Source organism: Mesorhizobium sp. Cs1321R2N1, assembly GCF_037179725.1.
GTDB classification, from domain to species: Bacteria; Pseudomonadota; Alphaproteobacteria; order Rhizobiales; family Rhizobiaceae; genus Mesorhizobium; species Mesorhizobium salmacidum.
Genome location: NZ_JAPYKP010000206.1, coordinates 1 through 7,403, shown reverse-complemented (window position 1 = coordinate 7,403; position 7,403 = coordinate 1). Strand labels below are relative to the sequence as shown.

Annotated in this window: 5 protein-coding genes and 1 pseudogene; 4 read left to right on the top strand and 2 right to left on the bottom strand. The window is 61.7% G+C overall.

Going from position 1 to position 7,403, the window contains the following annotated elements; genetic code table 11:
• The 3 genes and pseudogenes from O7A61_RS29915 to alaS all read left to right on the top strand — a co-directional run.
• Positions 1 to 110, top strand: a pseudogene (locus O7A61_RS29915) (IS630 family transposase); the annotation flags it as partial.
• A 306-nt stretch (positions 111 to 416) separates the two neighbouring features.
• Entirely contained in the window at positions 417 to 1,517 is a 1,101-nt protein-coding gene (gene recA / locus O7A61_RS29910) for a recombinase RecA (RefSeq protein ID WP_013895892.1), read from the top strand.
• 271 nt (positions 1,518 to 1,788) lie between these two features.
• Positions 1,789 to 4,455: an alanine--tRNA ligase gene (alaS, locus tag O7A61_RS29905; RefSeq protein ID WP_337132819.1), complete on the top strand. Its 2,667-nt coding sequence runs from the start codon at positions 1,789 to 1,791 to the stop codon at positions 4,453 to 4,455.
• Positions 4,456 to 4,519: 64 nt separating this feature from the next.
• Here the strand turns inward: alaS and O7A61_RS29900 are convergent, their stop codons facing one another.
• Together O7A61_RS29900 and O7A61_RS29895 are read right to left on the bottom strand one after the other, a co-directional pair.
• Positions 4,520 to 5,146 carry a glutathione S-transferase family protein gene (locus O7A61_RS29900; protein WP_337132818.1) on the bottom strand — a complete coding sequence of 209 codons (627 nt, stop codon included), beginning with the start codon at positions 5,144 to 5,146 and terminating at the stop codon, positions 4,520 to 4,522.
• Positions 5,147 to 5,163: 17 nt separating this feature from the next.
• A complete protein-coding gene (locus O7A61_RS29895) occupies positions 5,164 to 6,375 on the bottom strand; it encodes an NADP-dependent isocitrate dehydrogenase (protein WP_027143667.1) in 1,212 nt (403 codons plus the stop codon).
• Positions 6,376 to 6,588: 213 nt separating this feature from the next.
• Between O7A61_RS29895 and O7A61_RS29890 the strand changes: the two genes are divergently transcribed.
• Positions 6,589 to 7,403 (top strand): RNA methyltransferase (locus tag O7A61_RS29890; protein WP_337132817.1); only part of this gene is annotated, 815 nt, incomplete at its 3' end.

Below are 7,403 nucleotides of genomic sequence, written 5' to 3'. Positions count from 1 at the left end.
CCATCAGGACCATCGACGCCCTGTGGCAGGCCATTGGCGATATCTGCAATCTCTTCTCCCCAACAGAATGCAGAAACTACTTCGCTGCCGCAGGATATGGACTCACATGAAAGTCCGCCGCTCTAGCGGTTTGTATTCCATTGCAGTCCCTGTCCAGTGTATCAGGACGTGCAGTATCACGATTCTGCGCGTGAGCGCGATTCGCCAACTCGAAGGACTTTTCTCCTAGCATTTTATTTACATGCCCCAAGGGGATACATCCGTGCCCGGGTTTGCGAGACAAAAAAAGAACAAATCAGGATATCGCTTGTTTTTCAATTGGTTGCCACCCCTTGCCAAATGAGAACAAAAAAGGTACAAAATGGCAGGGATTACGGATTGTCCGGCCTTCATTGACGACCAAGGGGTGATGTATCATGGCTCAGAATTCTTTGCGGCTGGTAGAGGATAAGGCAGTGGACAAATCAAAGGCTCTGGATGCGGCGCTGTCGCAAATCGAGCGGGCTTTCGGCAAGGGCTCGATCATGCGGCTCGGCGCCAACGAGCAGGTCGTCGAGATCGAAACGGTGCCGACCGGGTCGCTCGGCCTCGACATCGCGCTCGGCGTCGGCGGTCTGCCGCGCGGCCGTATCATCGAGATCTACGGGCCGGAAAGCTCGGGCAAGACGACGCTGGCCCTGCATACCGTGGCCGAAGCCCAGAAGAAGGGCGGCATCTGCGCCTTCGTCGATGCCGAGCACGCGCTCGATCCGGTTTACGCCCGCAAGCTCGGCGTCGATCTTGAAAACCTGCTGATCTCGCAGCCCGACACCGGCGAGCAGGCGCTGGAAATTTGCGATACGCTGGTGCGTTCCGGCGCCATCGACGTGCTGGTGGTCGATTCGGTGGCGGCGCTGACGCCGCGCGCCGAAATCGAGGGCGAGATGGGCGATTCGCTGCCCGGCCTGCAGGCCCGCCTGATGAGCCAGGCGCTGCGCAAGCTGACCGCCTCGATCTCACGCTCCAACACCATGGTCATCTTCATCAACCAGATCCGCATGAAGATCGGCGTCATGTTCGGTTCGCCCGAGACGACGACCGGCGGCAACGCGCTGAAATTCTACGCCTCGGTACGTCTCGACATCCGCCGCATCGGCTCGGTCAAGGATCGCGACGAGGTGGTCGGCAACCAGACCCGCGTCAAGGTGGTCAAGAACAAGCTGGCGCCGCCCTTCAAGGTGGTCGAGTTCGACATCATGTATGGCGAGGGCGTCTCCAAGACTGGCGAACTGGTCGATCTCGGCGTCAAGGCCGGTGTGGTCGAGAAGTCGGGCGCCTGGTTCTCCTATAATTCGCAGCGTCTCGGCCAGGGCCGCGAAAACGCCAAACTGTTCCTGCGCGACAATCCCGACACCGCGCGCGAGATCGAACTGGCGCTTAGGCAGAATGCCGGGTTGATCGCCGAGAAGTTCCTCGAAAACGGTGGCTCAGAGGGCAATGGCGACGATGGTTTTGAGGACGAAGCCGGCGCGATGTAGGGCAACGCCAGAGTTTGGCCATAAATCCAGCCTATTATCCGATGCTTAAGTAACAGAGTTCTGTAGTACCGCGTTCCAAACCGCCGGCCTTCGCGCCGGCGGTTTTCGTTTGCGTGCCCGCGTGAGTGCCGGTGCAAAGCGCGAATTGGCCCAATTCCGTGTTTCTGGACAGGGTCAAGAGCTACGGCTAAAAGGCCAACTCCATCTTCTAGAAAACACAGAGCCATCTCCCGCCGGTCCGGCCGGCGGCTCTCTTGAAAAGGCAGTATCCATGAGTGGCGTGAACGAGATCCGGTCGACATTTCTCGACTATTTCCGCAAGGAGGGCCACGAGGTCGTGGCCTCGAGCCCGCTCGTGCCGCGCAACGATCCGACATTGATGTTCACCAATGCCGGCATGGTGCAGTTCAAGAACGTCTTCACCGGTTTGGAGAAGCGGCCCTATTCGCGTGCCACCACCGCCCAGAAAAGCGTTCGCGCCGGCGGCAAGCACAACGATCTCGACAATGTCGGCTATACCGCGCGCCACCTGACCTTTTTCGAGATGCTCGGCAATTTCTCCTTCGGCGATTATTTCAAGGAGCGTGCCATCGAGCTTGCCTGGAATCTCATCACCAAGGAATTCGGGCTGAAGAAGGACAAGCTGCTGGTCACCGTCTATCACACCGACGATGAGGCGGCCGGTTTCTGGAAGAAGATCGCCGGTTTCTCCGACGATCGCATCATCCGCATCCCGACCTCGGACAATTTCTGGGCGATGGGCGATACCGGACCCTGCGGCCCGTGCTCGGAAATCTTCATCGACCGTGGTGAGCACATCTGGGGCGGCCCTCCCGGCAGTCCGGAGGAGGATGGCGACCGGTTCCTTGAATTCTGGAACCTGGTGTTCATGCAGTATGAGCAGGTGACGAAGGAGGAGCGCGTCGACCTGCCGCGCCCGTCGATCGATACCGGCATGGGCCTGGAGCGCATGGCATCCATCCTGCAGGGGGTGGAGAGCATCTTCGAGACCGACCTGTTCCGTCATTTGATCGATGCGGCGTCCTCCGCGCTTGGGCGCGCGCCCGATGCCGAAACGGTTGCCTCCTACCGCGTCATTGCCGATCACCTGCGCTCGTCCTCCTTCCTGGTCGCCGACGGCGTGCTGCCGTCGAATGAAGGCCGCGGCTATGTACTGCGCCGTATCATGCGCCGCGCCATGCGCCATGCGCAGTTGCTCGGCGCCCGCGATCCATTGATGTGGAAGCTGGTGCCGGCGCTGGTGCGCGAGATGGGCCAGGCCTATCCGGAACTGGTGCGCGGCGAAACGATGATTACCGAGACCTTGAAACTCGAGGAGACACGGTTCCGCAAGACGCTGGTGCGCGGCCTCGGGCTGCTCTCCGAGGCGACGGAGAAGCTCGGCGCGGGCGACATGCTGGATGGCGAGACGGCATTCAAGCTCTACGACACCTATGGCTTCCCGCTCGACCTGACACAGGACGCGCTGCGCCAGCGCAGCATTTCGGTCGATCTTGCCGGATTCACCAATGCGATGGAGCAGCAGAAGGCGGAGGCGCGTAAGCACTGGGCCGGGTCCGGCGAAGCCGCCACCGAAACGGTTTGGTTCTCCGTGCGCGAAAAAACCGGCGCCACCGAATTCCTCGGCTACGAAACCGAGCAAGCTGAAGGCCTCATCCAGGCGCTGGTCAAGGACGGCAAGACCGTTGACAGCGCCGCTAAGGGCGATGCGGTCGCCGTGGTCGTAAACCAGACGCCGTTCTATGGCGAATCCGGCGGCCAGATGGGCGACACCGGCGTAATCTCGGGTGAGGGGTTCTCGATCGAGATTTCCGATACGCAGAAGAAGGCCGATGGTCTGTTTGTGCATCTCGGCAAGGTGATCGCAGGCACGGTCAAGACGGATGCCGCGGTTGAACTGAAGGTTGATCATGCCAGGCGTTCCAGGCTACGCGCCAACCATTCTGCGACGCATCTGATCCATGAGGCGCTACGCGAGGTGCTGGGCACCCATGTCGCTCAAAAAGGCTCGCTGGTCGCGCCCGAGCGCCTGCGTTTCGATATCTCGCACAACAAGCCGATCTCTCCGCAGGAGCTCGAAGAGGTCGAGCGCATGGCCAACGAGATCGTCGTCCAAAACAGCCCGGTGACCACGCGCCTGATGTCGGTCGACGACGCCATTGCTGAGGGCGCGATGGCGCTGTTCGGCGAGAAGTACGGCGATGAAGTGCGCGTCGTCTCGATGGGCACGGGCGTTCATGGCGCCAAGGCCAACCGGCCTTATTCGGTCGAACTCTGCGGCGGCACGCATGTCAGGGCGACCGGCGATATCGGCTTGGTGCGCATCGTTTCGGACGGCGCGGTCGCCGCAGGCGTGCGCCGCATCGAGGCGCTGACAGGCGAAGCCGCGCGAAAACATCTCGACGAGCAGGACAGGCGGCTGAAGGCGGCCGCTGCCACGCTGAAGATCTCGCCGGCGGATGTGCCAGCGCGCGTCGAAGCGCTGCTCGAAGAGCGCAAGAAGCTCGAGAAGGACCTGGCCGAAGCGCGCAAGAAGCTGGCGCTGGGCGGCGGGTCGCCTGCCGATGCCCCGGCCGCCAACGAGATCGTCGCTGGTGTCGGCTTCCTCGGCAAGGCGGTTTCCGGCGTCTCGCCGAAGGATTTGAAGCCGCTGGCCGACGCCGGCAAGACTTCGTTGGGCTCTGGCGTCGTCGTGTTCGTTGGCGCTGGCGAGGACAACAAGGCGAGCGTCGTGGTCGCCGTCACCGATGATCTCGTCAACCGCTTCAGCGCCGTCGATCTGGTGCGCGTCGCCTCCGCTGCATTGGGCGGGCAGGGCGGCGGCGGCCGTCCCGACATGGCCCAAGCCGGCGGACCGGATGCGTCGAAAGCCAACGATGCGATCGCGGCGGTAAGGGCGGCGCTGGAAGCGGCGTAAGCGTCGGATTGGACTTATTGCGACGGTTGGGAGGGGCACTGCCCCGCAGCCATCTCAATCCTTGTCAACTAACCTTGTCGGTGCGCGCAAAGCTTGCACGCACCGAGACACGCGCATACCAGTCCCGGATATTCGCAAACCGCGCCAGCAAGTCGCGTCCTTCGGCAACCTTGACGAAATAGCCGATCATCGGCGCCGCGTGCAGGTCGGCCAACGTCAGCTGGTCGCCAAGCAGCCATGGCCCTTGGGCTTTCAGCGACGTCAGCACCCCGAGCATCGTCTCGGCTTGCCGCATCCCGTCGGCGATCAGCGCCTCGTCGGGCGCTTCTTTTTCCAGCCGCTCGACAGCGACGTCCCATACCATCGCCCGATAGGCATAGGCATCGAGCATGCCGATGATCTGGGCCATCCTGGCGCGGCCGCGCGCATCGGCAGGCTGCAGCGCCGGACCGTCGAAAGCTTCGTCAACGTAGCGAGCGATCGCGCTGGTCTCGAAGAGGCGAAAGCCGTCGTGCTCGAAGGCCGGGATGCGGCCGAAGGGATGGTGTTCGCCGTACCATGCCGGCGCACCACCCGCTGCGAAGATGTCGACCGGCACGAGATCGTAGGCGATACCTTTCTCCTCGAGCGCAAGCCGGACGATCCGCACATAGACGCTGTAATCCGCGCCATAGACGACCGGCTTGCCCATTTTGCTCTCGAGACTGGTTACGCCATTGCCTTCTGCAAATTCTCGTCGATCTTGTCGAGGAAGCCGGTGGTCGACAACCAAGGCTGGTCGGGGCCAATCAAAAGCGATAGGTCCTTGGTCATAAAACCGCTCTCGACGGTCTGGATGCAGACCTTTTCCAGCGTCTCGGAAAAACGCTTCAGTTCGGCGTTGTCGTCGAGCTTGGCGCGGTGCGCCAGGCCCCGTGTCCAGGCGAAGATCGAGGCGATCGAATTGGTCGAGGTTTCCTCGCCCTTCTGATGCTGGCGATAGTGGCGGGTGACAGTGCCGTGCGCGGCTTCGGCTTCGACGGTCTTGCCATCCGGCGTCATCAGCACCGAGGTCATCAGGCCGAGCGACCCAAAACCCTGCGCAACCGTGTCGGACTGGACGTCGCCGTCATAGTTCTTGCAGGCCCAGACATAGCCGCCCGACCATTTCAGGCTCGACGCCACCATGTCGTCGATCAGGCGGTGCTCGTACCAAAGTTTCTTCGACTTGAACTCGGCCTCGAATTCAGCCTCGTAGACCTCCTGGAATATGTCCTTGAAGCGGCCGTCATAGGCCTTGAGGATGGTGTTCTTGGTCGACAGGTAGACCGGATAATTGCGCAGCAGGCCGTAGTTCAGCGATGCCCGGGCAAATTCGCGGATCGACTCGTCGAGATTGTACATGGCCATGGCGACACCGGCACCGGGCGCATCGTACACGTCATGCTCGATCACCTGGCCATCCTCGCCGACGAATTTGATCGTCAGCTTGCCCTTGCCGGGGAAGCGGAAATCGGTGGCGCGATACTGGTCGCCGAAGGCGTGACGGCCGACGATGATCGGCTTGGTCCAGCCGGGTACCAGGCGCGGTACGTTCTTCATGATGATCGGCTCGCGGAAGATGGTGCCGCCCAAAATGTTGCGGATGGTGCCGTTGGGTGATTTCCACATCTTCTTCAGCTTGAATTCCTCGACGCGCTGCTCGTCGGGGGTGATGGTCGCGCATTTCACGCCGACGCCGTATTTCTTGATGGCGTTGGCCGAATCGATCGTCACCTGGTCATTGGTGGCGTCGCGGTGCTCGATGCCGAGGTCGTAATATTCAAGCTTGAGGTCGAGATAAGGGTGGATCAGCTTGTCCTTGATGAACTGCCAGATAATGCGGGTCATCTCGTCGCCGTCGAGTTCGACGACCGGGTTCGCCACCTTGATCTTCGCCATGGAAAGAATGCCTCGTTGCTGGGAATGGGACGGCCTTGCCCGCGTGGCGTTGGCCGGGGATGCCGCCCGTATATCAAAGCGCTTTTGGCCACGCAAACGACGATCGGTCACGAATGCGAGGCCGCGACCCCTGCCATTTGCGAATGCTTCATTTTCCCGGTCGAATATGGCAGGGGACGCTGAAATGCCGCAAACAGCAGTTCATTGACAATCATGCCCATTACCAAAGATTCCACTAACCCCGCAGCCGCCGGCCCGGCGATCATTCTGGTCGAGCCGCAGCTTGGCGAGAACATCGGCATGGTCGCCCGCGCCATGGCCAATTTCGGACTTTCGGAGCTGCGCCTGGTCAACCCGCGCGACGGCTGGCCGAGCGAGAAGGCGCGCGCCGCCGCCAGCCGTGCTGACCATGTCATCGACGCCGTCAGGGTTTTTGACGACCTGGCCTCGGCGCTCGCCGACCTGAACTTCGTCTTCGCCACCACCGCCAGGCAGCGCGACGGCTTCAAATCCGTGCGCGGCCCGGTGGAAGCAGGCAGGATGCTGCGTGCCCGCTACGAAATGGGACAACGCACCGGCATCCTGTTCGGACGCGAACGCTTCGGTCTCTACAATGACGAGGTTGGCCTCGCCGACGAGATCGTCACTTTCCCGGTCGATCCCGACTTCTCCTCGCTCAACATCGCCCAGGCAGCCTTGCTGATGTCCTATGAGTGGATGAAGTCGGGCCTGGAGGACGAGACCAGGACAAACTTTACGGGGCCTGAGATGAAGCCTGCAAGCAAGGAAGAATTGCACGGCCTGTTCGCCTATCTGGAAGGCGCGTTGGAAGCGCGCGGCTATTTTCGGCCGGCGCCGAAGAAGCCGAAAATGGTCGACAATCTGCGCGCCGTGCTGACGCGCGCCGGCTTCGCCGAACCGGAGCTCAAGGTGTTGCGCGGCATCATCTCGTCACTAGACCGGTTCTCACCGGCGATGCCGCGCGGCGATGGCTCGCCGGGCGATGATCCGAGGCGTTTGCCTGCGGC